Raw genomic sequence first — 26,502 nt, forward strand, 5'->3', positions numbered from 1 at the left:
GGAGGTCGGATGCGCATCACCTACACGCCCGAGCAGGAGGAACTGCGTCGCGAACTGCGCGAGTACTTCTCGGCGTTGATGACGCCCGAACGCAGGCACGCGCTCGCGTCGGACGGCGGCGAGTACGGCGATGGGACCGCGTACAAGGAGGTCGTCCGGCAGATGGGCCAGGACGGCTGGCTGGCGCTGGGCTGGCCGTCGGAGTACGGCGGCCAGGACCGCTCCGCGATGGACCAGCTGATCTTCAACGACGAGGCGGCGATCGCCGGGGCGCCGGTGCCGTTCCTGACCATCAACACCGTCGGCCCGACGATCATGCGCTTCGGCACGCCCGAGCAGCGGGCGCGGTACCTGCCAGGGATCTCCGGCGGGCGGACGCACTTCTCGATCGGTTACTCCGAGCCGGAGGCGGGCACCGACCTGGCGTCGCTGCGCACCCGCGCGGTGCGGGACGGCTCCGACTTCGTGATCAACGGCCAGAAGATGTGGACCAGCCTGATCCAGTACGCCGACTACGTGTGGCTGGCGTGCCGCACCGACCCGGACGCGCCCAAGCACAAGGGCCTGTCGATGATCATCGTGCCGACCAGCGCGCCGGGATTCTCGTGGACACCCGTGCACACCGTCTCGGGCGTGATGACCAGCGCGACCTACTACCAGGACGTGCGGGTCCCGGTGGCCAACCTGGTCGGCACGGAGAACCAGGGCTGGCCGCTGATCACCAACCAGCTCAACCACGAGCGGGTCGCGCTGACCTCGTCCGCGCCGATCCGCAACGCGCTGCGCGACGTGATCGAGTGGGCGCAGAACACCAAGCTGGCCGACGGCAGACGGGTGATCGACCAGGAATGGGTGCAGATGCACCTGGCACGGGTGCACGCCAAGGTCGAGTTCCTCAAGCTGATGAACTGGCGGATCGCCTGGGGCGTGGAGCACTCCCCCAAGCCGGCGGACGCGTCGGCCACCAAGATCTTCGGCACGGAGTTCGCCACCGAGGCGTACCGACTGCTCATGGAAGTGCTCGGAACCAATGCGTACGTGCGCTCCGGATCGCGTGGCGAAATGCTCGGAGGGCGCATCGAGCGATTGCACCGAAGTGCTCTGATCCTGACGTTCGGCGGCGGCACGAACGAGGTGCAGCGCGACATCATCGCGGGCGTCGGCCTGAAACTGCCGCTGGGCAAACGCTGAAAGGGTGCCAGATGGACTTCTCGTTCTCCGAGGCGCAGGTCGAACTGGCCGGGCTGACCCGATCGATCCTCGGCACGCTGACCGGCGAACGGCTGCGTGCCGCCGAGTCCGGCGACGACCGATTCGACCGGGAGCTGTGGGACTCCCTCGGCCAGGCCGGGATTCTCTCGGTGACCGACTTCGGCCTGCTCGAACACTGCAGCGTGCTGGTCGAACTCGGCCGCGCGGTCGCACCCGTCCCGTACCTGCCTTCGATCGTGGCCGCGTCGGCTCTGGCTCGGTTCGGCACGGTGGACAATGCTTCAGCGATCCACACCGCGGCACTGTCCGACGATGAGGTGTACGCGGAGCCGGACGGCGAGACCTGGCGGTTGTCCGGGACCAAATCCTGTGTGCCCGCGGGCGCGATCGCCACGTCGATACTCGTCCCGGCCAGTTCACCGGACGGCGTGAAGGTGTTCGTCGTCGACCCGTCCGAGGTGGCGATCACGCGGCAGCGGATCGTCGACAAGGACAGCGAGGCATGGCTCGACTTCGTGGACGTTCCGGTGGATTCGTCCCGCGTGCTGGGCGGGCCCGAGGTGCTGGACTGGCTGGTCACGCGGATGACGGTCGGACTGTGCGCGCTACAGCTCGGCGTCACCGAACGCGCCCTGGAGTTGACCGCGGAGCACGCGCGTACCCGAGTGCAATTCGACAAGCCGATCGGTGCATTCCAGGCGGTCGCGCAGCGCCTCGCCGACGCCTATGTGGACGTCGAGGCGATCCGGTTGACGTTGTGGCAAGCGGCTTGGCGCGTCAGCGAAGGACTGCCCGCCGACGTCGAGGTGGCCAGTGCGAAGTTCTGGGCCGCCGACGCCGGGCACCGCGTCGCCCACACCGCGGTGCACGTGCACGGCGGCATGGGCATCGACACGGATCACCCACTGCACCGGTATTTCGTCGCGGCCAAACGAAACGAGTTCACGCTCGGCGGCGCCACCGCGCAGCTGCGGAAAATCGGCGCCGCCCTGGCGTCGGCTCCCGTGTGACCCCAACGATCCCGCTCCGGGTGGACAGCGTCACCACTGGGCGGCGTCTGCGGCTGGCCGTGTTCCGGTTGCATCGGTGGCTGCTGACCGTGCTCGTTGGACAGCACGACCGATTCGTGACGCTTGCTTGAAAAGGTGCGCTCCAGGCAACCACGACCGGTCGCTGGAACAAGCACGAAGAGCGAATCCCATGCCCGGGCCGGTCATCGTCGCCCTGCCGAAGCACACCACAAAAGCCAACCACTGCCCCGCAACTCGCCCAGCACCGAAGCCACCCCAAAAACCGCCCCCAAGCATCCCCCACCACTCCCGGGGGGCGACCCCGAACCCAGTCTACCGACGACAAGGCCACAGGGAAGGGCTACTGGTCGGTTGTGGACAACTGGATTTGCGAACGGACCGTTCGTACGGGCAAGGACTCACAGCGCCGAAACTCACAGCACCGAGGACTCACAGCGCCCGAAGCCGCGCCAACGTTTCCTCCGTCTCCTTCAGCAGAGTCGCCATCACCTCGGCCACCGGCCGGATCTCCGACATCCGGCCGACGATCTGACCGACCGGCATCGAAACCACAGCCGGATCATTCGCCTGCTGGATCCGGTTGTGCGCCTCTGCGACCAGCAGGTTCTGCAGTGGCATGGGCAGCGGCTCGGGCGCGTCATCGGCCGTCCACGCCTCTGTCCACTTCGTCTTCAGCAGCCGCGCGGGCTTGCCGGTGTAGATCCGTGTCCGGACCGTGTCACTGGACGTCGCACCGAGCAACGCCTGCTGCATCGCGGACTCGCCCAGCGACTCCGTGTACTCCGCAGTGGTGAGCCAGTACGAGCCCATCCACACACCGTCGGCCCCGAGCGCCATCGCCGCCGCGACCTGCCGACCGCTCCCGATGCCACCGGCCGCGAGCACCGGAACGTCAACAGCGTCGACGATCTCCGGCACGAGCACCATCGTGGCGATCTCGCCAGTGTGCCCACCGGCTTCGTAACCCTGCGCCACAACAATGTCGACACCGTTGGCGACGTGGCTGCGAGCGTGCTCGGCCTTGCCCGCCAGCGCCGCCACCAGCACGCCGTGATCGTGCGCTTGCTCGATGATGTCGACCGGTGGCGAGCCCAGAGCATTGGCGATCAGCTTCACCGGATGCTCGAGTGCGACGTCCACATGCGACCGGGCGACCGAGTGCAACCAGCCGAGAACCCCGGCACGCGTCTCACCACCGATCGGCGGAACACCAAGGCGCTGGAGTGTCCGCTCGACGAAGTCCTTGTGCCCAGGCGGGATCAGCTTGCCGAGGTCGACGGCCGCACCCTCGGTGGGGATCTTGGCGGGCATCACGACGTCGACGCCGTACGGTTTGCCGCCGGTGTTCTCGTCCATCCAGTCGAGTACCTTGGCGAGGTCGGCCGCGTCGTTGAACCGCACGCAGCCGAGCACGCCAAGGCCGCCGGCCCGGCTGATCGCCGCCGCCACGTGTTCGGACGGCGTGAATCCGATGATCGGATGCTCGATACCGAGCTTGTCGCACAGGGAAGTCCGCACTATTTCACCGCTACCGTCGTCTGTTCGGTTGGCTCATGGTCGTTGGCGTACGCCAGCGCCCACCGGTAGTCCGGTTTGCCGCTCGGGGACCGTTTGATCTCGTCGACGATCCACAGGCTGCGTGGCACCTTGTAGCCCGCGATCTCGTTGCGCACGTGGGCGTCCAGTTCGGACAATGTGGGTGTTCTGCCCGGCCGGGGTTGCACGACAGCGGCGACACGTTGCCCGAAGCGCTCGTCCGGCACACCGATGACCAGGGCGTCGAAAACGTCCGGGTGAGACTTCAGCGCGCCTTCCACTTCCTCGGGGAACACCTTCTCCCCGCCGGAGTTGACGCACATGTTGCCGCGACCGAGCAACGTGACCGTGCCGTCTTCCTCGACGCGCGCGAAATCCCCGGGCACGGCGTAGCGCTTTCCGTTGACCTCAGTGAAAAGCGTCTTGGTTTTGGTCTCGTCGTTGTAGTAGCCCAACGGGATGTGGCCGCCTCGCGCGAGCCTGCCGACGACGCCCGGCGGGACCGGCTGGTTGTTGTCGTCGATCACGGTGTTGTCCGCGTCGATCTTGACCCGTGGGCCACCGCGGTGTTCCGCTCCCTTTTGGACGATGCTGAGGCCGGAGAACCCGGTCTCCGAGGACCCGATCGAGTCGGTGATCACCACGTTCGGCAGCGTGGCCAGGTACTGTTCCTTGACCGACGGCGAGAACAACGCCGCTGTGCTGGCGATCGCGACCACGGAGGACGTGTCGTAAGCACGCTCCTGCAACGCTTCGATCATCGGCCGTGCCATCGCGTCGCCGGTGATCAGGATGACCTGCGCCTTGTGTTGCTCGATCGTCCGCCAGACGTCGTGCGGATCGAACTGCGGGACGAAAACGACTGTGCCGCCGGAGAATAGGCTTTGGAACGTCGCCCACTGCGTGGCGCCGTGGATCAACGGCGGGATGGGGAACCGGACCAGGCTGTACTGCAGTCCGGTGTTGGCCTGCTGCCACTCGTCCTCGATCCGGGCACCGGTCATGAAGTCGATGCCGCCGCCGAGCACGCGCCACACGTCCTCCTGCCGCCACACGACGCCTTTGGGATTTCCCGTCGTGCCACCGGTGTAGAGGATGTACGTGTCGTCAGGGCTACGGGCTTCGAAGTCCCGCTCCGGGTGCCCCTGGCTGAGCGCCTGCTCGTACTCGACGCCGGAGTAGTCCATGCCCGAGTCATCATCAACAACAATAACGTGTTTCAGTTTGTCGGTTCGTGCCAGCGCGACCTTGTCGGCGTAACACCGCTCGTGCACGAGCGCGACGAGATCCGCGTCCTCGAAGATGTACCGCAGTTCGCCTGCGACATAGCGGTAGTTGACGTTCACCGCCACGGCCCGGAGCTTGTACGCGGCCAGCATGGCCTCGACCGCCTGGATTGAGTTCCGCGAGTACACACCGACGTGTGCACCCTTGCCGACGCCTTGACCGGCCAGGTAGTGCGCGAGACGATTGGCACGTTCTTCCAGCTGGGTGTACGTGACCCGGCGCTCGCCGCAGATCGCGGCGATCCGCTCGGGCACGACATCGACGGCGTGCTCCACGAGATCGGCGATGTTGAAGGTCACCGACCCAAAGTAGAACATGTTACTGTTCTGGACAATCCCCCGTTCCGGCCGGAAGGAACTCGATGGACTGCCTGGTTGAGCGGCAAGGACACGTGCTCGTCGTGACCATGAACCGCCCCGAAGCGCGCAACGCCCTGTCCGCGGAGATGATGGCGATCATGCGCTCCGCCTGGGACCAGGTGGACGAGGATGAATCGATTCGGGCGTGCGTCCTCACCGGCGCGGGAGGAGCGTTCTGCGCGGGCGCGGACCTGAAGGCGATGACTTCGAGCCATCCCGGCGACACGGCGGCGGACTGGGACCTCTCGGTGATCGAGGCACTGTTGAAAGGCCGCCGGCTGACCAAACCGTTGCTGGCGGCGGTCGAAGGCCCGGCGATAGCGGGTGGAACCGAGATCCTGCAAGCCACGGACATCCGGGTGGCCGGCGAAAGCGCGCGTTTCGGCGTCTCAGAACCGCGCTGGGGCCTGTTCCCGCTGGGCGGTTCGGCGGTCCGCCTGCCCCGGCAGGTCCCGTACACCGTCGCCTGCGATCTCCTGCTGACCGGCAGGCACATCACGGCACCGGAGGCCTTGCAGTTCGGCCTGATCGGTCACGTGGTGCCGGACGGCCAGGCCCTTGCGAAGGCTCTGGAGCTGGCGAACCTGATCGCCGCCAACGGGCCGCTGGCCGTGCGGGCGATCCTGCGCACGATCCGGGAAACCGAGGGAATGGCGGAGAACGACGCCTTCAAGATCGACGCCCGCCTGGGCATGGAAGTCTTCCAGAGCGAGGACGCGAAGGAAGGCCCCCGGGCCTTCGCCGAGAAGCGAACGCCGCGGTTCCGCGGCCGCTGACCGCCGTCGTTCGCCCAAAGAAGGACGCCTGGCACCGGTCGCCCATCGACGAGCAGCCCGACACCAGGTCCCGCACCATCGCTCAGCGCCGCCGCCTCGGATAGCCAGGCACCGGTCTTGCAACACAAGCCCCACCACCCGAGCACACCAACAACCACCGCTCAGAAAACCCAAATCGCCCCCAGACAGCCCCCACCACTCCCGGGGGGCGTCCCCGCTCCAGCCTACCGCCGGGGGAAGATCAACAGGGGTTCGGCCGTGCGCGATGTGGACAACTGGGCGGCTGTGGACAACCTCGCGAGGTGGATCTTCGCGAGGCGGGAACTGTCGGTCCCTTCCGCTACGCTGGATCCCGGGGGGACCCCGGGACCTTTGCACAGGCGGACGTTTCACGCAGGACCATCGCTCCAGACCATCGGCCCTCCGACCTTCACCGCCGCGACTTCACCGTGGAACCTTCAAGCTCACTTACGACAGGTAAGCGTCGCGAAGCTTTCGCTTGTACAGCTTGCCATTGGGGTCACGCGGCAACTCGTCGACATAATCGATCGTGCGAGGCAGCTTGAACTTCGCAAGCCGCGACCGCGCGAACTCCAACAGCTCCGAGGTCAGCGCATCGTCAGGAGTCACACCGGGAGCAGGCTGCACGACGGCCTTGATCTCCTCGCCCCAGTCCGGGTGCGGCAGCCCGAAAACGGCGATGTCGGCGACCTTGGGATGCACCGCCAGTTCGCCCTCGATCTCGGCCGGATAGATGTTCACCCCACCGGAGATGATCATGTCGCTCTTGCGGTCGCAGAGATACAGGTACCCGTCAGCGTCGAGATATCCGATGTCGCCGAGCGTGAACAGGTCGCCGACCCGCGCGGCCAGAGTCTTCGCCTTGTCCTTGTGGTACTCGAAAGTCGAAGCACCCATCTTCATGTACACCAGGCCGGGTTCGCCGACCGGCATGTCGTTGCCGTCCTCGTCCAGCACGCGGACGACCGAACCGGGCCACGCCTTGCCGGCCGATCCCGGCTTGCGGAGCCATTCCTCGGCCGTGATGGAGGTCCCGCCGCCTTCGGTCGCCGCGTAGTACTCGACGACCACCGGCCCCCACCAGTCGAGCATGCGGCGTTTCGTCTCGATTGGACACGGCGCGGCACCGTGGATCATCACGCGCAGCGATGAAACGTCGTACTGGGACCGTACCGGCTCCGGCAGAGCGAGCAAACGGTGAAACTGGGTCGGCACCATGTGACTGTGGGTCACCCGGTGCTCCTGGATCAGCCGGAGCATCTCCTCAGGGTCCCACTTCTCCATCAGGACCACTGTGTGTCCCATTTGGATCGAAATCCCGGCGAAGTTGAGGACTGCCGTGTGGTAGAGCGGGGATCCACAGATGTGCACGTGGTCGTCGAACGGCTTGATCCCGAAGATCCCGAAGAACCACATCGACGCGGCAGGCACTTCGTCCGGGTTGGCCCCGGTCAACGGCCGCCGGACGCCCTTCGGACGCCCGGTCGTGCCGGACGTGTAGACCATCGGCGCGCCCGCCGTCCGGACATCCGGGCGTCCTGATCCTTCGCCCAGTTCGTCCAACGGCCGGAAGCCCGGGATCTCGCCGACCGAGAACTTCGCGTCGACGTCACGGCCGGCCTCGACCGCCATGCCGGTGAACCGCGAGTGGGCGACGAAAACCTTGGCACCGCTGTCCTCGATGATGTACGCGACCTCGGGCCCGACCAGATGCCAGTTCACCGGCACCACGTACAGTCCGGTCTGCAGCACGGCGAAGTACAGCGCCAGCAGGTCCGCCGAGTTGGGCAACGCCATCACGATCGTGTCGCCGGGCTCGAGGCCGCGCGCCTGCAGCCCGCGCCCGAACCTGTTGGCCCGGTCGGCCAGCTCCCGGTAGGTCACCACGGTGCCGTCCGGGTCGACGACAGCCGGATGATCCGGCAGGTCAGCGGCGATGTTCCAGAGCCCTGTCGCGGTCATACCGCAAACTTAGAACGTGTTACAAATCGAGACAACCCCTCGTCGGTCGAACATTGCGACAGTTTCGATAACGTGTTTCACTTCTGACGTGACCACGCTCAGCGCGCCGCTCAACGTCGAATTCGACTACACCCGGTCACTCGGCCCGGTTCTGGGCAGATTCATGACCGGCCTGCGCGACCGGCGGATCGAGGGCATCCGCGGCGACGACGGTCGCGTGCACGTCCCCCCGGTCGAGTACGACCCGGTCACCGCGCGAAAACTCACCGACTGGGTCGAGGTCGCCTCGGCGGGCACCGTGCAGACCTGGGCCTGGGTTCCGGAGCCCGACGAAGGACAACCACTCACGCATCCGTTCGCCTGGGCCCTGATCAAGCTCGACGGCGCGGACACGGCGATGCTGCACGCGGTCGACGTCCCCGGACCGGAGCACATGAGCACCGGAATGCGCGTCCGCGTCCGATGGGCGGCGGAACCGGTGGGGAGCATTCACGACATCGCGTGCTTCGAGCCCGGCGAGGCTGTGGAAACCGAGCCGACACAGGGCGAGCCCGTCACGATGGTGACGACTCCCGTGCGCCTCGGATACACGCACTCCGCGTCCTCGGAGGAAGCACGCTACCTCAACGGCTTACTGGAGGGGCGTCTGCTCGGCCAGCGCTGTCCCGTGTGCCAGAAGGTCTACATCCCGCCCCGCGGCGCCTGCCCGACCGACGGAGTGCCCACAGTGGACGAGGTGGAACTGCCGGACCGAGGCACAGTGACCACGTTCTGCATCGTCAACGTCCCCTTCCTCGGTCAACGCATCACACCGCCTTATGTCGCCGCGTATGTCCTCTTGGACGGGGCGGACATCGCGTTCCAACACCTGATCCTCGGCTGTGACGCCTCAGAGGTGCGGATGGGCATGCGAGTCAAGGCGGCTTGGCGGCCACGCGAGGAATGGCAACGGTCGCTGGCGAACATCGACCACTTCGAACCGAGCGGCGAACCGGACGCGCCGTTCGAGACCTACTCCCAGCACCTGTGAGGCACCGGTGAGAGATGTCGCCGTAGTCGGCTTCGCCCAGGCACCCGCCGTGCGCGAAACGCATGGCACCACCAATGGCGTCGAGATGCTCGTTCCGGTTTTCCACGAGGTGCTCGGCAACCTCGGCCTGGCCAAGTCGGACATCGAGTTCTGGTGCTCAGGCTCGTCGGATTACATCGCGGGGCGCGCTTTCTCGTTCATCGCGGCGGTCGACGCGATCGGCGCGTTCCCGCCGATCAACGAGTCGCATGTGGAGGCCGACGCGGCGTGGGCGTGCTACGAGGCGTGGGTGAAGATCCAGACCGGCGAGGTCGATCTCGCGCTGGTGTACGGGTTCGGCAAGTCGTCAGCGGGCAAACTGCGACGCGTGATGACCATGCAGCTCGACCCGTACACGGTCGGTCCACTGTGGCCCGATTCGGTCAGCGTGGCCGGGCTGCAGGCGCGCGCGGGACTCGACCAGGGCAAATGGACAGAGCAGCAGATGGCCGACGTGGCGGTGCGCAGCCGTGCCGACGCCAAGTCGAACCCGCGGGCGCAGCTGAAGGGCGACTACTCGGCCGAAGACCTGCTCGCCGAGCCTTATCTGGCCGATCCGCTGCGTAAGCACGATTGTGCGCCGATCACCGACGGCGCCGCCGCGGTCGTGCTGGCGGCTTCGGACCGTGCACGGGAGCTTTCCGAGCGACCGGCGTGGATCACCGGCATCGCGCACCGCGTCGATTCGGCGAACCTCGGCGGCCGTGATCTGACCACTTCGCCGTCCACAGTGGGTGCCGCACGGGACGCGGGCTTCGACAAGGTCGACGTCGCGGAACTGCACGCGCCGTTCACCCACCAGGAGCTCCTGCTCAGGCAGGAACTGGGGCTGAACGGGACCAGGATCAACCCGTCCGGTGGCGTGCTGTGCGGCAATCCGATGTTCTCCGCCGGGTTGATCAGGATCGGCGAGGCCGCCCGGCAGATCAGCAGCGGGCAGGCTGACCGTGCGCTCGCGCATGCCACCAGCGGGCCCGCGCTGCAACACAATCTGGTGTGCCTGATGGAGGGACGGGACTGATGGCCGGACAACTGGCCGCGGTGATCGGAACCGGGCAGACAGACCACACCGCCAAACGGCTCGACGTGTCCATGGCCGGGCTGTGCCGTGAGGCGATCGACCGTGCGCTGGCCGACGCGAACGTCGACTGGCCGGACATCGACGCGGTCGTCCTGGGCAAGGCACCGGACATGTTCGAGGGCGTGATGATGCCCGAGTTGTTCCTGGCGGACGCCCTCGGTGCGGTCGGCAAGCCTTTGCTCCGAGTGCACACCGCGGGTTCGGTCGGCGGATCAACCGGCAATGTCGCGGCGAGCCTGGTGCAGAGCGGGGTCCACCGCAGAGTGCTCGCGGTGGCTTTCGAGAAGCAGTCCGAATCCAACGCCATGTGGGCGCTGTCCATCCCGACCCCGTTCACCATGCCGGTGCACGCCGGGGCAGGGGGCTACTTCGCTCCACACGTGCGCTCCTACATTCGTCGGAGCAATGCGCCGGAGCACATCGGAGCAATGGTCGCGGCAAAGGACCGGCGCAACGGAGCATTGAACCCCCATGCGCACCTGAAGCAACCCGACATCACCGTCGAATCAGTCCGCGCGTCCAAGATGCTGTGGGACCCGATCCGGTACGACGAGACGTGCCCGTCGTCCGACGGGGCGTGCGCGATCGTCATCGCCGACGAGAAGTCCGCCGGCGCGAACCCCGCGTGGATCACCGCGACCGCACTGCGCACCGAACCGACCACATTCGCAGGCCGCGACCAGGTCAACCCACGCGCGGGCCGGGACGCGGCGGCCGCGCTGTGGCGGCAGGCGGGCATCGACGACCCGCTCAACCAGGTCGACGCCGCCGAGATCTACGTGCCCTTCTCCTGGTTCGAACCGATGTGGCTGGAGAACCTCGGGTTCACCGCGATCGGCGAAGGCTGGAAGCTCACCGAGGCGGGCGAGACGGAGATCGGCGGCCTGTTGCCCGTCAACCCATCGGGTGGTGTTCTCTCGTCCAACCCCATCGGCGCGTCGGGGCTGATCCGGTTCGCCGAGGCCGCTATGCAGGTGATGGGCCGCGCGGGCGCCCATCAGGTGAGCGACGCGAGGGTGGCTTTGGGTCACGCGTACGGCGGAGGTTCGCAATACTTCGCGATGTGGATAGTGAGCGCGAACAAGCCGAGCTGACCCGAACGGTTCTCGTCACCGGCGGCACGGGTGGCCTGGGCACAGCGGTGACGGCCAAGTTCCTGCACGCCGGGTGGCGTGTCGTGGTGCCGTGGATCGCTCCGGGCGAACTGCCCCGGTTGCCACAGCACACCATGCTTGAGTTGACCGAGACGGACCTGTTCGACGACCAGGCGGTCGCCGCATGCGTCAAACTCGCCGCCAGCCGCGCCGACGCACCGCTGGCCGCCGTGGTCAACCTGGTCGGCGGTTTCCACCAGGCCGGCCGGGTGCACGAGACGTCAATCGACGACTTCACGGCACAGCTGCGCCTCAACCTGCGCCCGACGTATCTGGCGTGTCACCACAGCGTGCCGTACATGCTCGACACCGGCGGGTCGATCGTGTGCGTGTCGAGCCGCTCGGCACTGCGGCCGTTCCCCGGGGCCGCCGGTTACATCACCGCGAAGGCAGGCGTGCTCGCCCTCGTGGACACGCTCGCGGTGGAGTACAAGACCGAGGGCATCCGGGTGAACGCGATCCTGCCGAGCGTGATCGACACCCCGGTGAACCGGGCGAGCATGCCGGACGCCGACTTCAGCCGGTGGGTCCGCCCGGAGAAGATCGCCGACGTGATCCACTTCCTGTGCGGTGACGAGGCAAGCGCCATCACCGGCACCCACCTGGACGTCCCCGGCCGCGTCTGACCCGACTCCCGCGGCCACCCCTCACCTGATCCCCGCGGCCGCCTCCGGCCCGACTCCCACGGCAGCCCGATTCCCACGGCCACCTCCAACCTGACCCCTGCGGCCGCCTGGCCCCCGCGGCCACCCCTCACCTGATTCCGGCGGCGGCCTCCGGCTTGACTCCCGCAACTGCCTCCGGCCTGATCCCCGCGGCCGCCTGAATCCCACGGCCGCCTCCGGCCTGAATCCGGCGGCGGCCTCTGACCCAACCCTGGCGGCCTCCGGCCCCGATTCCAGCCTACCGGCGGAGTCCGACAGTTCTTCGCGCCGAAGATCCACCGGCCCTGAGTTGTCCACATGCGGCAGTTGTCCACAGCCACCGCACCGCCACCCTTCCTCTCCGCCATCCTCCTGTCATAGCCTGAAATCAGGGGTCCCCCTTGCGGGCGGGGAGAGGAGCGGCTTTCGGTGAGAGCGGTTCCAGGGCAACGCGAGGACGCGGTGACGTCGGCGCGTCACTGGCTGCTCAGGCGATGGACGACCACCAGGCGACCGGTCACGCGTAGGTCACCGGGAATTCCTTGATGCCGTTGAGCCAGCCGGACCTCAGGCGCACCGGGTCCGCCGCCTTGGCGATGTTCGGCATGTGGTCGGCGATCGCGTTGAAGATCAGGTCGATCTCCAGGCGCGCGAGGTTCGCGCCGATGCAGTAGTGCGCACCTGTTCCGCCGAAGCCCAGGTGCGGGTTGGGGTCCCGGCCGATGTCGAAGCTGTGCGGGTTGACGAAGACGTCCGGGTCGAAGTTCGCGGAGCTGTAGTAGAGGCCCACTCGTTGGCCCGCCTTGATCTCCGCACCGCCGAGCTCCGTGTCCACTTTGGCGGTTCGCTGGAACACCATCACCGGCGTCGACCACCGGACGATCTCGTCCGCCGCGGTCGCCGGGCGCTCGGCCTTGAATCGCTCCCACTGCTCCGGGTGCTCCAGGAACGCGTGCATGCCGTGCGTGATGGCGTTGCGCGTGGTCTCGTTGCCCGCCACCGCCAGCAGCAGGACGAAGAAGCCGAACTCCTCGGACGTCAGGTCCTCGCCGTCGATGTTGGCGTTCACCAACGTCGTCACGATGTCGTGCGCCGGACAGCGTTTGCGTTCCTCCGCCATGTTCCACGCGTAGCCGAGCAGTTCGGCCGAGGCCATTTCCGGTTGGGAGGCCTCAGGATCGTCGTACGAGATCATCCGGTTCGACCAGTCGAAGAGCCGGTGCCGGTCGTCCTGCGGCACGCCGAGCAGTTCGGCGATCGCCTGCAGCGGAAGCTCGCACGCGACGTCGACGACGAAGTCGCCGGTTCCCTCGGTGAGCGCGGTTTTCACGATCCGTTCCGCGCGGTTGGCCAGCGCGTCGCGCAGGCTGTTGATCGCGCGCGGGGTGAAGCCGCGCTGGACGATCGCGCGGGTCTTGGTGTGCTGCGGCGGATCCATGTTGAGCATGATCATCCGCTGCATCTCGATCTTCTCGCGGGTGATGTCGGGCCCGAACCGGATGATCGCGGTGTTCTCCCAGGTGGAGTACACATCCGAGTTCCGGGACACCTCTTTGACGTCACAGTGCCGGGTGACCACCCAGTAGCCGTCGTCGTCGAATCCGCAGTCCCGCTTCGGCGTCGCGTTCCACCAGACCGGGGCGGATCGGCGCAGTTCGGCGAACTCCTCGTGTGGTAACCGCGTGGCGTAAACGTCGGGATCGGTGAAGTCGAAGCCTTCGGGGATCCTGGGTTCGGCCACGATTGCCTCCTCGGGTCGCCCCCCACAACGGTGTGGAACACGTTCTACGAGCGATTGAAGCATACACCGTTAACTCAACGAAAGACCTGGTTCGCCATCAGTCTTGCTGATGACGGGAACGTGTTCTATTTTTCGATCACGGACAGGCACGGGAGGTGCTCGGCGTGGGGCATGCGGTGATCGTCGAAGCGGTACGGACCCCGATCGGGAAACGCGGAGGTTGGCTGGCAGACCTGCATGCGGCCGAGCTGCTCGGCGCGGCACAGCGCGCCGTGGTCGACCGGGCCGGGATCGATCCGGTGTCGGTGGAACAAGTCGCCGGCGGCTGCGTCACCCAGGCGGGTGAGCAGGCGAACAACATCACCCGCACGGGTTGGTTGCACGCGGGTCTGCCGCACACGACAGGCTGCATGACCGTCGACTGCCAGTGCGGGTCGGCACAGCAGTCGGTTCATCTGATCGCGGGACTGATCGCGACGGGCACCATCGACGTCGGGATCGCGTGCGGTGTCGAGGCGATGAGCCGCGTGCCGCTGCGGTCGAACCTCGGCACGGACGTCGGCAAACCACGCCCCGACGACTGGGACATCGACCTGCCCAACCAGTACGAGGCCGCCGAACGGATCGCGGTGCGCCGCGGCTTCGGCCGCAAGGACGTCGACCAGTTCGGTGTCTGGTCGCAGGCGAAAGCCCGCATCGCCTGGGACTCCGGGCATTTCAACGCCGAAGTCGTTCCGGTCGACGGCGTCACCCAGGACCAGGGGCTGCGCGACACGACACTTGACGGCCTCGCCAAGCTCAAGCCTGTGATGGAAGGCGGCGTGCACACGGCAGGCACGTCCTCCCAGATTTCCGACGGCGCCGCAGCCGTGCTGCTGATGGACGAGGACCGTGCCCGCGCTCTCGGCCTTCGCCCACGCGCCCGTATCCTCGCGCAGACCCTGATCGGCGCCGAGCCGTACTACCACCTCGACGGTCCCGTGCAGGCAACGTCTCGCGTACTCGAACGCAGCGGCATGAAGATCGGCGACCTCGACCTGTTCGAAGTCAACGAGGCCTTCGCATCGGTCGTGATGTCGTGGACCAGCGTGCACAACCCCGACACGGACCGCGTGAACGTCAACGGCGGCGCCATCGCCCTAGGCCACCCCGTCGGCAGCACAGGCGCACGCCTGATCACCACAGCACTGCACGCACTCGAACGCCGCGACGAAACGTGCGCGCTCATCACGATGTGCGCGGGCGGCGCCTTGGCCACGGCCACCATCATCGAACGCCTCTAAACCCCTCGTGAGTGTTTATCAGGGTTAGAACACGGATAAACGCTCACGAGGGTGGGATTGTCGGTGGGGTGTGTCACGGTGTTCGCATGCCCAGCAACGCTCGGTGGTCGGTACCGGACCACCACAAGTCCACATGGGACCTGCTGATCCGTGAGCAGCACGGGGTCCTGTCCATCGACCAGCTACGGAACCACCTCGGCCTCAGCAACGAAGCAGTCGCGGCGAACGTCGCCGCGCGCCGCTGGCGTCGCGTCCTACGAGGCGTCTATGCCACCTTCACTGGTGAACTTCCTCGTGCCGCCAGGCTTTCCGCCGCTCTCCTGTACGGCGGCCCGGAGGCGGTGCTGAGCCACCGCACGGCCGCCGAGGAGTGGGGCATGGTGCCGATCCGGGAAAACCCAGTCGAGATCACCGTGCCCTACAGGTGCTCCGCGACGTCACAACCGCCTCTGGTCGTGGTGCACCGATCCCGGGCGCTGCGCTACACCGTCCGGGAGTACATCCCGCCACGAACCAGTCGAGTTGACACCGTCATCGACCTGGCGACCGCACAGCCGGACTCTGGAAGTGCGGTCGACACGATGATCGATCTGGTCGGCCGGAGCGGCGTCACCGCGACGGAACTGCGCACGGTGCTGGAACGGCGCAGGGCCTACCGCTACCGGAAGGCGTTGGACGAAGCGGTCCAGCTCATCGCCGGTGGCCTGATGTCGGTCCTCGAAGCCGAGTATCTGCGTGAAGTCGAGCTGGCGCACGGAATACCACCGGCCGACCGCCAGGTGCCGTTCACGGTCGACGACCGCGTGCTCTGGGAAGACGCCACGTACGACAGCATCGGCGTTCCGCTGACCGTCCGACTGGACGGCCGGGCGCACCACTCGACCCCTGGTGTGGTCTTCCGGGACCGGCGCCGCGACAACGCCGCCGAACTCGCGGGACGCTCCCGGCTTGTCTACGGCTGGCACGAGGTCCACAAGGACCCCTGTGGTGTGGCGTCCGAGGTGCTGGCGGTGCTCCGAAGGGCGGGCTGGACCGGCGGAAACCCATGTTCCCGCTGCTCAAAGCTCGTGAGTGGTTATGCGGGTTAGAACACGGATAACCACTCACGAGGGGGAGGAGGGGGTGCCGTAGACGGGGAGGGGTGCGGGGGCTTGGGCTAGGAGGTCCTTGACCACGGGGGTGAGTTCCGAGGGGGACCAGCGGGCGGGCTTGGTGGCGGTGGGGCCGGGTTGCCAGCCTGAGGCGAGACAGATTCGGCCACCGTCTACTTCGAACACGCGGCCGGTGACGTCACGGGACTCCACGCTGCCGAGCCAGACCACCAACGGGGAGACGTTCTCCGGGGCCATCGCGTCGAAGCCATCGGCAGGCGCGGCCATTGCCGAAGCGAACGCGCGCTCGGTCATCCGGGTGCGGGCGGCCGGGGCGATGGCGTTGACGGTGACGCCGTAGCGCGCCAGTTCGGCAGCCGCGACCAAGGTCAACGAAGCGATGCCTGCCTTGGCGGCGCTGTAGTTGCCTTGACCGACGCTGCCCAGCAATCCCGCGCCGGAGCTGGTGTTGATCACGCGGGCGTCCGGCGACGGACCCGACTTGGCGACCGAGCGCCAGTACGCGGCGGCGTGCCGCAGCGGGGCGAAGTGACCCTTGAGGTGCACGCGGACGACCGCGTCCCACTCCTCCTCGGCCATGTTCACGAGCATCCGGTCACGCAGGAATCCCGCGTTGTTGACCAGAACGTCCAGCCGGCCGAACGTGTCGACGGCGGTCTGGACAAGGCGGGCGGCGCCGTCCCACGACGCCACGTCGTCGGAGTTGGCGACCGCCGAACCACCGAGAGCCTCGATTTCGGCGACCACGCCGGCGGCGGGGCCGGCGGACGACCCCGTGCCGTCCAGGCCGACGCCGTAGTCGTTCACGACAACGGAAGCGCCCTCCGCGGCGAACGCCAACGCGTGCGCACGGCCGATCCCACGCGCCGCGCCGGTGACGATGACAACGCGGCCGGAACAAAGCTTGCTCAAGGCGTCTCCTTGGTGAAGTAGACGGGCAGTTCACCCCCGCCGTGCACAAGCAGCGTGGCGCCGGTGACATAGGAAGCCAGCGGTGAAGCCAGGAACACCGCGCACGCACCGACCTCGGACGGTTCCGCCAACCGTCCCAACGGGACAGCCGCGGCAGACGAGTCGAGAACGTCCGCGAAGGCCTCGGTGGTGATGTCGGTACGGACCATCCCCACGCCGAGGGAGTTCACGCGGACCTTGGGCGCCCACTCCGCGGCGAGGCTCGCCGCCAGGTTGTTCACCCCGGCCTTCGCGGCGCCGTAGGCGACGGACTGCGGCGCGGGCCGGGAACCGTTGATACTGCTGATCATCACGATCGATCCGCCGCTGTCCTGATTCTGCATCACGGCGTTCACGCGCTGCGACACCACCAGCGGAGCCACCAGGTTCAGCCGGATGACGGCTTCGTGGAAACGCGGGGACGCCGAAGACGTGTCCGCGACCGGCGCACCGCCCGCGTTGTTCACCAGTACGTCCAACTGCCCGTAGCGCTCGACGATCGTGGTGACCATGGCGTCGACCTGCGAGACATCCCGGATGTCACACGGGATGAAGTCCGCGACGAAGGACTCCGGCTCGGTGCGGCCGCAGATGACCACGGTCGCGCCCGCGGACTGGAACGCCCGCGTGATGCCGAGTCCGACCCCGCGCACGCCTCCGGTCACCAGGACGACCGAGCCGTCGAGCGCGAGTTCCACTCCTGACTCCTTCTCATGGGCACCAGGCCCTGATAAGTTACCAAGCAATCGCTAGGTTAGGAAGAAGGTCCATGGGGATCACCAGCAGCCGGGCGGGTCCCGGCGTCACCCAGGTCACCATCGACTTCCCACCGGTGAACGCGCCGCCGGTGCGAGGCTGGTTCGACCTCGCCTCGGCGATCCTGGCCGCGGGTGACGATCCCGGGACCCACGTGGTCATCCTTCGCGCCGAAGGCAAGGGCTTCTGCGCAGGCGTGGACATCAAGGAGATGCAACGCGAGCAGGGACACGAAGCGCTGATCGGCGCCAACCGTGGCTGCGCGGCGGCGTTCGCGGCGGTCTACGACTGCGCGGTGCCCGTGATCGCCGCGGTGCAAGGCTTCTGCCTCGGCGGCGGAGTGGGGCTCGTCGGCAACAGTGACATCGTGATCGCGTCCGATGACGCCTACTTCGGACTGCCTGAAGTGGACAGAGGAGCGCTCGGCGCGGCGACACACCTCGCCCGCCTTGTCCCCCAGCACCTGATGCGAACCCTCTACTACACGGCCAGGAACATCGACGCCCAGCAGCTGCACCACCACGGTTCGGTCTACGAAGTCGTGCCACGCGAAGAACTCGACGAGGCCGCACGCAAGCTGGCCGACGAGATCGCGGCCAAGGACACCCGGGTGATCAGACGCGCCAAGGAGGCGATCAACGGCATCGACCCGCAGCCCGTGCACCGCAGTTACCGCTACGAGCAGGGTTTCACGTTCGAGCTGAACCTGACCGGCGCCTCGGACGAGGCACGCGACGCCTTCATCACCGGAGCGAAAGATGCGTGACAAGCGGATGACGCCCGCCGACGTGGTGGCGGAACTGTCCGACGGGATGACCATCGGGATCGGAGGCTGGGGATCGCGGCGCAAACCGATGGCGCTCGTCCGGGCGATCCTGGACTCCCCGGTGAGGAACCTGACGATCGTCTCCTACGGTGGCCCGGACGTCGGCCTGCTCGCCGCGGCGGGCAAAATCCGCAAGCTGGTCTTCGGTTTTGTCTCCCTCGACACGGTCGCGTACGACCCGTACTTCCAGAAAGTACGGCAACAAGGCGATCTGGACGTCACCGAGCTCGACGAGGGAATGTTCCAGTGTGGACTGCTGGCCGCCGGTCACCGCCTCCCCTTCCTGCCGATCCGCGCCGGACTGGGCTCGGACGTGATGCGGACGAACCCGGAGTTGCGCACGGTTCGATCGCCCTATGACGGTGAAGAACTCGTAGCCATGCCGGCACTGCACCTCGATGTGGCGCTGGTGCACATGAACCGGGCGGACAAGCACGGCAACGCCCAGTACCTCGGCCCGGACCCGTACTTCGACGACCTGTTCTGCCTGGCGGCGAAGCGAAGGTACGTCTCCTGCGAGAAGATCGTGGACACTTTCGAAGGCCCCGTGCAGACCTTGCTGCTGAACAGGATGATGGTCGACGGCGTGGTGGAGACGCCGAACGGCGCTCACTTCACCAGTTGCGCGCCGGACTATCCGCGTGACGAACGGTTCCAGAGGCTTTACGCCGAGGCGAACTGGGATTCCTTCGCCGACCGGTTCCTCACCGGCGGTGAGCCTGGCTACCAGGAGGCGGTGCGGGCATGGCGGTGACCCGAGCGGAAGTGTGCGTCGCGGCCTGCGCGGACCTCTTCGCGGGCGACGGCGAGATCCTGGCCAGCCCCATGGGGTTCATCCCGGGTCTCGGCGCGAAACTGGCCAGGCTGACGTCCGAGCCGGATCTGGTGCTCTCCGACGGCGAAGCGTACCTGCTGACCGCCGACGGCCGGCTCGAAGGCTGGATGCCCTACCGCAAGGTCTTCGACGTGGTGGCGCACGGCACCCGGCACGTGGTGATGGGCGCGAACCAGCTCGACAGGTTCGGCAACCAGAACATCTCGGCGATCGGCGACCACCGCAAGCCGACCAGGCAGTTGCTTGGCTTCCGGGGTGCGCCGGGCAACACCGTCAACAACAAGACCAGTTACTGGATCCCCCGGCACAGCAAGCGAGTCCTGGTGGACGCGGTCGACGTCGTCTCGGGCGTCGGCTACGACAAACCCGCCGGACCGTTCCACCACATCCACCGGGTGGTCACCAACCTGGCGGTGTTCGACTTCGGCACGCCGGATCGCCGGATGCGACTCGTGTCCGTCCACCCGGGCGTCGACGTCCAGGAGGTGTACGACCAGACGGGATTCGACCTGCCGCGGGACGGGGAGCCGGCGATCACCCGCGAGCCGACCGAGCAAGAGCTTGATCTGATCCGGACGGTGCTCGACCCGGACGGCAACCGTGATCGCGAGGTGCGCGGGTGAGAACCGCCCTCACCCGCCTGGCCGGCGTCCAGCACCCGGTGGTCCAGACCGGAATGGGCTGGGTGGCCGGGCCGAGACTGGTCGCGGCGAGCGCGGAGGCGGGCGGCCTCGGCATTCTGGCGTCGGCCACGATGACGTACGAAGAACTCGGCCACGCCATCAAGGAGACCAAAAGCCGCACGGACAAGCCGTTCGGCGTCAACCTCCGGTCCGACGCGGTGGACGCGCCACGGCGGATCGACCTGCTGATCAAGGAGAAGATCCGGGTCGCGTCCTTCGCCCTGGCGCCGAAACCCGATCTGATCAGGAAGTTGAAGGACGCCGGGACACTGGTGATTCCGTCGGTCGGCGCCGTGCGGCACGCCGAGAAAGTCGCGTCCTGGGGCGCGGACGCCGTGATCGCCCAAGGCGGCGAAGCAGGCGGTCACACCGGCTCGGTCGCCTCGACGTTGCTCATCCCGTCCGTTGTGGACGCTGTGGACATTCCCGTCATCGCGGCGGGCGGCTTCTTCGACGGCCGCGGTCTCGCGGCGGCTTTGTCGTACGGCGCCGCGGGAATCGCCATGGGGACCAGATTCCTGCTGACCAAGGAAAGCACGGTCCCCGACGAGGTCAAGCAGCTGTATCTCAGCAAGGGCTTCGATGGGACTGTCGTGACGAAGCGCGTGGACGGCGTCCCGCATCGTGTCCTCAGAACGGAACTCGTCGAGAAGCTGGAGAAGTCCGGGCGGGTGCGAAGCCTGCTGCACGCCGTGGCCAACGCGGCGAAGTTCAGGGCGCTCAGCGGCTTGTCCTGGCGGTCCATGGCCCGCGAAGGCTGGTCGATGCGCCGTGACCTGTCACTGGCCCAGGTGGTCATGGCGGCGAACACGCCGATGCTGCTGCGGGCGGGCCTGGTCCAAGGCCGGACGGACGCGGGTGTGCTGGCCGCGGGACAAGTCGTCGGCAGACTCGACGACCTGCCCACGTGTGCCGAACTGATCACCCGGATCATGGCCGAGGCCGAGGGAATCCTAACCGAGCTCGGGAAGTCTTGTCTGGTGCAGCCAAGCAGTGAATAGGTCGTCCAGCGGTCGCGCCGAGTGGCGTTGCGCGTGTTTCTTGAAGTCCTCGGTGGTCACCGAGCCGTGCCGGTTCTCCGCGGTCCATTCCCGCACCATCGCGAAGAATGCCGCGTCGCCGAGCCGCAACCGCAAGGCGTGCACGGCAAGCGCTCCACGCTTGTAGAGCAGGTCGTCGAACATCCGCTCGACACCGGGGTCGGCGAGCACCAAGTCCTGCGGGAGTTTCGCGAGCCTCGCCCATGCCGCCCTGGCCAGCGCATCGGCGGACTGGCCGCCGGACGCCTGGGACCACAACCATTCCGAGTAGGCGGCGAATCCTTCGTTCAGCCAGATCTGGCGCCAGTCGGCAATGGACACACTGTTGCCGAACCATTGATGGGCCATCTCGTGGGCCACCAAGCGCTCGTAGCCACGGCGGCCGTCGATGTGGTTGGCCCCGAAGATCGACATGCCCTGGGCCTCGATGGGAATGTCCAGGTCGTCGTCGGTGACGACGACGGTGTACGCGGTGAACGGGTACGGCCCGAACATCCGCTCGAACGCGACCATCATGTCCGCCTGTCGCCCGAAGTCGTGCGCGTAGCCGTCCATCAGGCGCAAGGGAAAAGCGGCCCGCAACGGAACCCGGTCATCGGCCCGCTCCAGGTACTCGTACCGTCCTATTTGGACAGATGCGAGATAGGTGGCCATCGGTTCACGCTGGTGATACACCCACGTGGTGGTGGAAGCCGAGACCCGGCCGTCGATCAAGTCACCGTTGGCGACCACGCGGTACGCCGACGGGGCCGTCACCGAGATCCGGTATGTCGCCTTGTCACTGGGATGGTCGTTGCACGGAAACCACGACGGCGCACCGATCGGCTGGCTGGCCACGAGCACACCGTCCTCCAGGTGGTCCCAGCCGAGCTCGCCCCAGTGCCTGGTGTTGATCGGCGACGGATTGCCCACATAACGGACCTCGACGGTGAACTGCCGCCTGGCGGCGACCTTCGCCTGCACGGTCAGCTTGTGCGCGCGATGCGTGAACCGCACCTGCTTGCCGTCCACCAGAACCCGGTTGACCTTGAACGTGCCCAGGTCGAGCGCGAACCGTGTCAGCGCGGTCCGCGCCACCGCGGTGATCTTCGCCCGGCCCGACAGTCTGCCCGCGGCGACCCGGTAGTCCAGCTCGAGGTCGTAGTGCTCAACGTGGTAGCTCGGGTCGCCGTGGCCGGGCAGGTACGGGTCGATCACGACCTGACAGTAGGCCACGCGGAGATCGGATTGCCAAGCCACCTGGTGTCGGCCGGGACACCTTCGCCGCGCATGACCAGCGACGCCGGGCCGATCGTGGTGCGGGCGCCGACCTTCGCGCCGGGCAGGATGATGCCGTGCGGGCCCAGCGTCGAGCCGTCGTCCATGAACACCTCGGACATGCTCATGATCCGGTCGTGGAACAGGTGCGTCTGCAGCACGCAGCCACGGTTGACGCTGACGCCGTCGCCCAGCGCCACCAGGTCCGCCTCGGGCAGCCAGTACGTGTCGAGGTAGACGCCACGGCCGATCTTCGCGCCCATCGTGCGCAGCCAGCCGGTCAGCAGCGGGGTGCCGGTGGCCGAACTGATCAGCCACGGCCCGGCGAGCACCTCGACGAACGTGTCCGCCAGCTCGTTGCGCCACACGAACGAGCTCCACAGCGGATGCTCGACCGCACGGAACCGCCCGACCAGCAACCACTTCGCAGCCGTCGTCACGGCACACGCGACCAGACCGGCGCCCAGCAGAACACCACCGGACAGCAGCGTGGCCACGGCCCAGCCGAACTGGCTGACGAGCCCTTCGAACGCGGCCAGCACGAGCACGGCCAACGCGACCCCGGCCATCACCGGGACGACGCGGCACATCTCGACCAGGGCCCGCGCGATCACCAAGCGACGAGCGGGTTCGAACGTGCGGCTGGTGTCCCCTTCGGCCGCGGTCCGCCGCAGCTTCATCGGCGGCATCCCGAGCCAGGACGACCCGGCCTTCGCCCGTTTGGGTGTCGCGGACAGCACGCCGACCAGGCCGCCGTTCGGCACCGCACGGCCGGGCGCGGTCATTCCGGAGTTACCGAGGAACGCCCGCTTGCCGACCCGTGCTTCGCCGATCCGCACCCAACCGCCCGCCAGCTCGTACGTGGCGACCATCGTGTCGTCGGCGAGGAAGGCACCGTCGCGGATGGTCGTCATCTTCGGGATCGCCAGCACGGTCGACGCCTCGACGCGACGGCCGACCTTGGCGCCGAGCAGACGTAGCCACACCGGCGTGAACAGGCTGGCGTACATCGGGAACAGCAAGATCCGGGACAGGTCCATCAGCCGTTCGGTGGCCCACGCCTGCCAGCCGATCCGACTGTGCACAGGGTGATGCCCGGCGCACAGGCCAATGCTGAGCAGCCGCACCGACACCAGGATCAACGCGGCGAAGCTGCCCATGGCCGCGACTGTCGCGAGCGGCACGGCCAGCAGCACCCCTGACAAGCCGCCGTCGAGGAACGCCGCGAGTACCAGCAGCCCGGGCACCGCACCGAGCACCGGGAACATGCCCATCACCAGCGAGGTGACACCGTAGGCCAGGACCCACCTCAGCTTGCGAGGCGCACGAGCCGACGGCCAGGACCGTCCTGGCTTGCCCGATTTCACCGCGGGCGCACCTGCCCACCGCTGTCCAGGTCGCACCGCGCCCATCACGGCGGAACCCGGCGCGATCTCGGCACGCTTGCCGACACGGGCACCCGGGAACAGCGTGCTGCGCGCGCCGATCGTGGCACCGGCTCCGATCCGGATCTTGCCGATGTGCAGGCGGTCGCCGTCCATCCAGTAACCGCTCAGGTCGACCTCGGGCTCGACCGCGCTGGCCTTGCCGAGCTTGAGCATGCCGGTGATCGGCGGCAGCGAGTGCAGGTCGGCGCCGCGGCCGATCTTGGCGCCGAGGGCGCGCGCGTAGTACGTGATCCACGGCGCGCCGGACAGGTTCGAGACACCGGTCAGACCGGCGATCCGCTCGGCCGTCCACAGTCGCAGGTGGACGCCCCCGCCACGCTTGTGCCTGCCGGGCTTCACACCGCGCAGCAGCAGACGGGCGCTGCCGGCCGCGATGCCGAGGCGGCCGAGCGGGCTGACGAACGCCAGCCAGCCGAGCGCCACCCACCACCAGGAAACCGTTGGCGGCCAGGTGAAGCCGAGCATCGCCATGACGTTGTTGATCGCCGCGAGGGCGACCATCCAGCGCACGCCGACGATCGTGAGCAACGGAGCCGTCAACACGGTCTGCGCCAGCGCGAACCCGCGCGGAGTGGGCTCGACGGTACGGCTCGTGGTCTCGGCGACGCCCAGCTCGTCCAGCCTCCTGGCCATCTGGCCGAGCTTGGAGTTCTGGTAGACGTCGCTGACCGACAGTCCCGGATACTGGCGCCGGACCAGGGAAACGAGCTGCGCGGCGCCCAGGCTGCCGCCACCGCGGGCGAAGAAGTCCTCGTCCTCGTTGTCCACGCCGATGCCGAGGACCTCGGTCCACTGCTCGGCCAGCCAGCCCGCCGTGCCGGACAACCCGGTGACGCCGGCCTTCAACGGCCAGGGCAGGGCGTTGCGGTCGACCTTGCCTGACGTGCGCGTCGGCAGCGTGTCCACAACAGCCAGCAACGGGACCAGAGCCGCGGGCAGCGCGGTACGCAGCCGCTCCACCGCGTCGGCCTCGTCGAAGTTCTCGGCGACGACATAACCCACGAGCACCTGGTTGCCGGCTTTGGTCTTGCGCACGGCCGCGGCGGCACCGGCCACACCGGGCAGCGCCTGCAGGGCGGCGTCGACCTCGCCCAGCTCGATCCGGCGGCCGCCCAGCTTGACCTGCTCGTCGGCGCGGCCGACGAACAGCAGGCCCTCGGGCTCCGCCTTGACCAGGTCACCGCTGCGGTACGCACGCTCCCAGCCGAGCGGCTCCAGCGGCGCGAACTTCGCGGCGTCCTTCTCGTGGTCCAGGTACCGGGCCAGGCCGACGCCGCCGATCACCAGCTCGCCGACCTCGCCCATCGGCACCGGCCGCCCCTGCTGGTCGACCACGGCGAGGTCCCAGCCGTCCAGCGGCAGGCCGATCCGGACCGGGCCTTCGCCCGTCAGCTGAGCGGCGCAGGCGACGACCGTGGCCTCCGTCGGGCCGTACGTGTTCCACACCTCGCGGCCTTCGACCGCCAAACGCTCGGCCAGCTCAGGCGGGCACGCCTCGCCACCGAAAATCAGCAACCTGACCTCGTCAAGCGCCTCGACGGGCCACAACGCGGCGAGCGTCGGGACCGTCGACACGACGGTGATCTCACGCTCCAACAGCCACGGGCCCAGGTCCATGCCGGTACGGACAAGCGCGCGAGGAGCGGGCACGAGGCACGCGCCGTGCCGCCATGCCAGCCACATCTCCTCGCACGACGCGTCGAACGCGACGGACAGTCCCGCAAGGACACGGTCGTTCGGTCCGATCGGCTCGTCTGCCAGGAACAACCGTGCTTCGGCGTCGACGAACGCGGCGGCACTGCGGTGGCTGACGGCGACACCCTTCGGGGTACCGGTGGAGCCGGACGTGAAGATGATCCACGCGTCGTCGGCGGGACCGGGACCAGTGCCGTACCGCAGGGGCGCGCTGACCGGCCTGAGCTCGCCCTGCGAACCGATGACGGCGCAGACCTTGGCCTCGGTCCACACCAGCTCGGCACGCTCGTCGGGGTCGTCCGCGTCGACCGGGACGTACGCTGCGCCGGCCGAGAGCACCGCGAGGATCGACAGGTACAGCTCGGCGGTGCCGGACTCGACCCGGATGCCGACGCGGTCGCCCACACCGATGCCCGCAGCGGCGAGGATGTCGCGCCGGGCCTCCACCTCGGCCATGAGCTGGCGGTACGTCAAGACGACAGTGCCGTCGTCGAGCGCGGCGGCGTTGGGGTGCTGGCGGGCGGTCGCGGTGAGGATGTCGACGAGCGTGCGCGTCGGCGGCGTCGCCCCACCCGAGTAGAAGATTGAGGGGTTCTCAACCGTTCCGGAAGCAAGCAGTAACTGACTGTCGTCCAGGACGGTCATCAATCTCCCCACGTCAAGAGGTAGGCCGACCGGAGAGCATAACGAATAGGTGAACAGAAGACGTACGGATGTGGCGGCTGTCTCGCCGCGTGTCGCGC

Annotated in this window: 21 protein-coding genes; 13 read left to right on the forward strand and 8 right to left on the reverse strand. The window is 67.7% G+C overall.

What is annotated here, in order from left to right; translation table 11 throughout:
* Positions 1-9: 9 nt before the first annotated feature.
* Both GC106_RS02810 and GC106_RS02815 read left to right on the forward strand, forming a co-directional pair.
* Positions 10-1,191, forward strand: coding sequence for an acyl-CoA dehydrogenase family protein (locus GC106_RS02810; RefSeq protein ID WP_173123960.1), 1,182 nt, complete (start codon positions 10-12; stop codon positions 1,189-1,191).
* Between the two features lie 11 nt (positions 1,192-1,202).
* Positions 1,203-2,222 carry an acyl-CoA dehydrogenase family protein gene (locus GC106_RS02815; RefSeq protein ID WP_173123962.1) on the forward strand — a complete coding sequence of 340 codons (1,020 nt, stop codon included), beginning with the start codon at positions 1,203-1,205 and terminating at the stop codon, positions 2,220-2,222.
* A gap of 450 nt (positions 2,223-2,672) precedes the next feature.
* Here GC106_RS02815 and GC106_RS02820 read toward each other — a convergent pair whose 3' ends face one another.
* Both GC106_RS02820 and GC106_RS02825 read right to left on the reverse strand, forming a co-directional pair.
* A complete protein-coding gene (locus GC106_RS02820; protein WP_173123964.1) occupies positions 2,673-3,761 on the reverse strand; it encodes an NAD(P)H-dependent flavin oxidoreductase in 1,089 nt (362 codons plus the stop codon).
* Positions 3,761-5,365: an acyl-CoA synthetase gene (locus GC106_RS02825; protein ID WP_312872369.1), complete on the reverse strand. Its 1,605-nt coding sequence runs from the start codon at positions 5,363-5,365 to the stop codon at positions 3,761-3,763. The genes GC106_RS02820 and GC106_RS02825 overlap by 1 nt, the downstream gene beginning before the upstream one ends.
* A gap of 62 nt (positions 5,366-5,427) precedes the next feature.
* Here GC106_RS02825 and GC106_RS02830 point away from each other — a divergent pair, with 62 nt between their 5' ends.
* Positions 5,428-6,201 (forward strand): crotonase/enoyl-CoA hydratase family protein, encoded by a 774-nt coding sequence (locus tag GC106_RS02830; protein ID WP_173123968.1) that lies wholly within the window; start codon positions 5,428-5,430, stop codon positions 6,199-6,201.
* A 468-nt stretch (positions 6,202-6,669) separates the two neighbouring features.
* Here the strand turns inward: GC106_RS02830 and GC106_RS02835 are convergent, their stop codons facing one another.
* Positions 6,670-8,184 (reverse strand): acyl-CoA synthetase, encoded by a 1,515-nt coding sequence (locus GC106_RS02835; protein ID WP_173123970.1) that lies wholly within the window; start codon positions 8,182-8,184, stop codon positions 6,670-6,672.
* An 88-nt stretch (positions 8,185-8,272) separates the two neighbouring features.
* On the opposite strand from GC106_RS02835, the gene GC106_RS02840 reads away from it, so the two are divergent.
* The 4 genes from GC106_RS02840 to GC106_RS02855 are packed head-to-tail and all read left to right on the forward strand — an operon-like array spanning position 8,273 to position 12,114.
* Entirely contained in the window at positions 8,273-9,214 is a 942-nt protein-coding gene (locus GC106_RS02840; protein WP_312872370.1) for a Zn-ribbon domain-containing OB-fold protein, read from the forward strand.
* Between the two features lie 7 nt (positions 9,215-9,221).
* Entirely contained in the window at positions 9,222-10,274 is a 1,053-nt protein-coding gene (locus GC106_RS02845; protein WP_173123972.1) for a thiolase family protein, read from the forward strand.
* Positions 10,274-11,428 (forward strand): thiolase family protein, encoded by a 1,155-nt coding sequence (locus tag GC106_RS02850; RefSeq protein WP_173123974.1) that lies wholly within the window; start codon positions 10,274-10,276, stop codon positions 11,426-11,428. Before GC106_RS02845 ends, GC106_RS02850 begins: the two co-directional genes overlap by 1 nt.
* On the forward strand, positions 11,398-12,114 hold the full coding sequence (locus GC106_RS02855; protein WP_312872371.1) for an SDR family oxidoreductase: 717 nt from the start codon (positions 11,398-11,400) through the stop codon (positions 12,112-12,114). The genes GC106_RS02850 and GC106_RS02855 overlap by 31 nt, the downstream gene beginning before the upstream one ends.
* Positions 12,115-12,649: 535 nt before the next feature.
* Here GC106_RS02855 and GC106_RS02860 read toward each other — a convergent pair.
* On the reverse strand, positions 12,650-13,873 hold the full coding sequence (locus GC106_RS02860; RefSeq protein WP_312872372.1) for a cytochrome P450: 1,224 nt from the start codon (positions 13,871-13,873) through the stop codon (positions 12,650-12,652).
* A gap of 164 nt (positions 13,874-14,037) precedes the next feature.
* Here GC106_RS02860 and GC106_RS02865 point away from each other — a divergent pair, with 164 nt between their 5' ends.
* Together GC106_RS02865 and GC106_RS02870 are read left to right on the forward strand one after the other, a co-directional pair.
* Positions 14,038-15,156 carry a steroid 3-ketoacyl-CoA thiolase gene (locus GC106_RS02865; RefSeq protein ID WP_173123978.1) on the forward strand — a complete coding sequence of 373 codons (1,119 nt, stop codon included), beginning with the start codon at positions 14,038-14,040 and terminating at the stop codon, positions 15,154-15,156.
* A gap of 86 nt (positions 15,157-15,242) precedes the next feature.
* Complete coding sequence (locus GC106_RS02870) at positions 15,243-16,244, forward strand: hypothetical protein (protein ID WP_173123980.1); 1,002 nt, start codon at positions 15,243-15,245, stop codon at positions 16,242-16,244.
* A 15-nt stretch (positions 16,245-16,259) separates the two neighbouring features.
* Here GC106_RS02870 and GC106_RS02875 read toward each other — a convergent pair whose 3' ends face one another.
* The gene (locus GC106_RS02875) at positions 16,260-17,180 is read right to left on the reverse strand and encodes an SDR family oxidoreductase (protein ID WP_173123982.1); all 921 of its coding nucleotides are present in this window, start codon (positions 17,178-17,180) and stop codon (positions 16,260-16,262) included.
* A complete protein-coding gene (locus tag GC106_RS02880; protein ID WP_173123984.1) occupies positions 17,177-17,917 on the reverse strand; it encodes an SDR family oxidoreductase in 741 nt (246 codons plus the stop codon). The genes GC106_RS02875 and GC106_RS02880 overlap by 4 nt, the downstream gene beginning before the upstream one ends.
* Before the next feature lie 71 nt (positions 17,918-17,988).
* Here GC106_RS02880 and GC106_RS02885 point away from each other — a divergent pair, with 71 nt between their 5' ends.
* From GC106_RS02885 to GC106_RS02900, 4 genes are read left to right on the forward strand one after another with little or no spacing between them, the layout of a single operon-like run.
* Positions 17,989-18,741 carry an enoyl-CoA hydratase family protein gene (locus GC106_RS02885; RefSeq protein ID WP_173123986.1) on the forward strand — a complete coding sequence of 251 codons (753 nt, stop codon included), beginning with the start codon at positions 17,989-17,991 and terminating at the stop codon, positions 18,739-18,741.
* A complete protein-coding gene (locus GC106_RS02890; protein ID WP_173123988.1) occupies positions 18,734-19,555 on the forward strand; it encodes a CoA transferase subunit A in 822 nt (273 codons plus the stop codon). Before GC106_RS02885 ends, GC106_RS02890 begins: the two co-directional genes overlap by 8 nt.
* Complete coding sequence (locus tag GC106_RS02895; RefSeq protein WP_173123990.1) at positions 19,546-20,259, forward strand: CoA-transferase subunit beta; 714 nt, start codon at positions 19,546-19,548, stop codon at positions 20,257-20,259. The genes GC106_RS02890 and GC106_RS02895 overlap by 10 nt, the downstream gene beginning before the upstream one ends.
* Entirely contained in the window at positions 20,256-21,320 is a 1,065-nt protein-coding gene (locus GC106_RS02900; RefSeq protein WP_173123992.1) for an NAD(P)H-dependent flavin oxidoreductase, read from the forward strand. Before GC106_RS02895 ends, GC106_RS02900 begins: the two co-directional genes overlap by 4 nt.
* Here GC106_RS02900 and GC106_RS02905 read toward each other — a convergent pair.
* Positions 21,273-22,556, reverse strand: a complete 1,284-nt coding sequence (locus GC106_RS02905) for a M1 family metallopeptidase (protein WP_312872373.1) — start codon at positions 22,554-22,556, stop codon at positions 21,273-21,275. The two genes, GC106_RS02900 and GC106_RS02905, sit on opposite strands and share 48 nt — an antisense overlap.
* Positions 22,553-26,404, reverse strand: coding sequence for a Pls/PosA family non-ribosomal peptide synthetase (locus tag GC106_RS02910; RefSeq protein WP_173123996.1), 3,852 nt, complete (start codon positions 26,402-26,404; stop codon positions 22,553-22,555). Before GC106_RS02910 ends, GC106_RS02905 begins: the two co-directional genes overlap by 4 nt.
* Positions 26,405-26,502: the final 98 nt, after the last annotated feature.

This window comes from Kibdelosporangium persicum (genome assembly GCF_013280595.1).
Lineage (GTDB): Bacteria > Actinomycetota > Actinomycetes > Mycobacteriales > Pseudonocardiaceae > Kibdelosporangium > Kibdelosporangium persicum.